The sequence below is a fragment of the Burkholderia sp. Bp8963 genome (assembly GCF_003854275.1).
Lineage (GTDB): Bacteria > Pseudomonadota > Gammaproteobacteria > Burkholderiales > Burkholderiaceae > Burkholderia.
Map to the genome: position 1 here is coordinate 1 of NZ_QTQP01000137.1, position 1,495 is coordinate 1,495.

Below are 1,495 nucleotides of genomic sequence, written 5' to 3' on the forward strand. Positions count from 1 at the left end.
GCGCGCAAAGGCGACGGCGAACCTGGCGTCAAAACCATCTGGCTAGGCATGCAGCGAATAGTGGACTTCGTTGCTGGCATCAGGTACATGCGCGAGATTGAGCATCAGACTTGTGTGTAATGGAATGGGCTGTCCCTGCCGCTCAACGCGAGGAACGGGATCATACTTGTCTCGGTCACGAATACGAGGCGGGCGATCTTCGCCATCACGTCGATCATCTTCGGGTTCTACCTGTACCGGCTTGTCAGAAATTTCAACCGTTTCAGTCGGGCGAAGCGTGTAGGCCTGGCGATCGTCACGCTCGGCTTTTTGGCGTTCCTCTACTTGGTCGGCTTTCGCGGGATCATGACTGACGGTACCGATTGTCAGCGCTTCAACTACAACGTCAAGATGAATGGTGGTATCAAACAGGTCGACGGCACAACTTACATCATCAATGTCTGCGGAAGTGGTGTCCGCAGCAACGGCTTTTTTGCGGATCAGAATGAGCAGGTCAAATTCGTCGTCACCGATGCGCATGGCTCGACGCTCGCCACCCGGCTATTTTTCGTTTTTTGGGACGGCCGGCCGGGTGAAGAATCGCTCACATCCGTAACGACAAGTTGATTTATTTCGACGCATCGGATGAGGACGACAGTGAAAGGTCGATCTCGATGCCGCCCACCATGCTCGATTGGGTCGCGGCGAGAATTCCGGTTTGGCTTCGCTGAGAACGGTCCTGCTACTCGGGTGGTCGTCGCATTGAAGCGGCGTCACCCACGATTCTGGATTCGCGCGCGGGCCTCGTGTGATACGTCGCCGCCTCGCGGCGCATCAGAACCTCTTCCGGCGACACATAGATCGACGTCGTACCGAGCGACGCATGGCCGAGTGTGCGCTGCGCGGCTTCCAGGGCGACGTCGGCGGCAAGCCGGGCGGGCCGCAGGGAGCCACCGCTTCGAGATCCTGCCCGCAATCGCGCCGGTGGTTCATTCGTCCATTTTTCTCAAGTCACCAGTGCTCACAAGATGAACGGCGGTGGCGTCACGACCATCCCTATACCGAATAGCCAGTCTCCCTCAATTCCGCATTTCTGAGATGCCAGCCCGACTACATTGGTCATGAAGCCTCGCTCCTCACCATCGGAAGTCAAACGCAGTCCCCTCCGCACCGATCGTCGAAATATCGTCTTGCCCAACAAGACACAGCGAAGGGGAGAAACAAGGGGAAACCCAAGGCAACAAAGAAGCGCGGGCCGCATGGGCGGCAACCCGCCCTGGCCATCGCTGCCCCGCCGCGACTCGCACCCACTGCCACCTTCAACAACTGTCACGACCGCCCCCGGCGTCAGAATAGTTGTCGTGTCGTTTGATTCTTAGACATGGTCCGGGGGCGGTAGAATCGGCATGAATGAAAGCCTACTCAGCAGAAAGAAGAGAAGCTCTGGTGCGTCGCATGATGCCGCCGGAAAACGCTCCGGTATCCGCGCTGGCGCGAGAAACGGGCATCACCGAAC

General features: G+C 58.2%; 2 protein-coding genes. Both read left to right on the top strand.

Annotated features, from left to right (window positions below; translation table 11 throughout):
• A partial coding sequence (locus tag DID96_RS37645; RefSeq protein WP_148094511.1) for an IS4 family transposase occupies positions 1–120 on the top strand: 120 nt, incomplete at its 5' end.
• 225 nt (positions 121–345) lie between these two features.
• A complete protein-coding gene (locus tag DID96_RS38625; protein WP_185732502.1) occupies positions 346–606 on the top strand; it encodes a hypothetical protein in 261 nt (86 codons plus the stop codon).
• The last annotated feature ends 889 nt before the right edge of the window (positions 607–1,495 follow it).

What these genes read in the sequence shown, in the direction of transcription:
- DID96_RS38625 (WP_185732502.1), top strand. Translation starts at nt 346, where the DNA reads ATGACTGACGGTACCGATTGTCAGCGCTTCAACTACAACGTCAAGATG.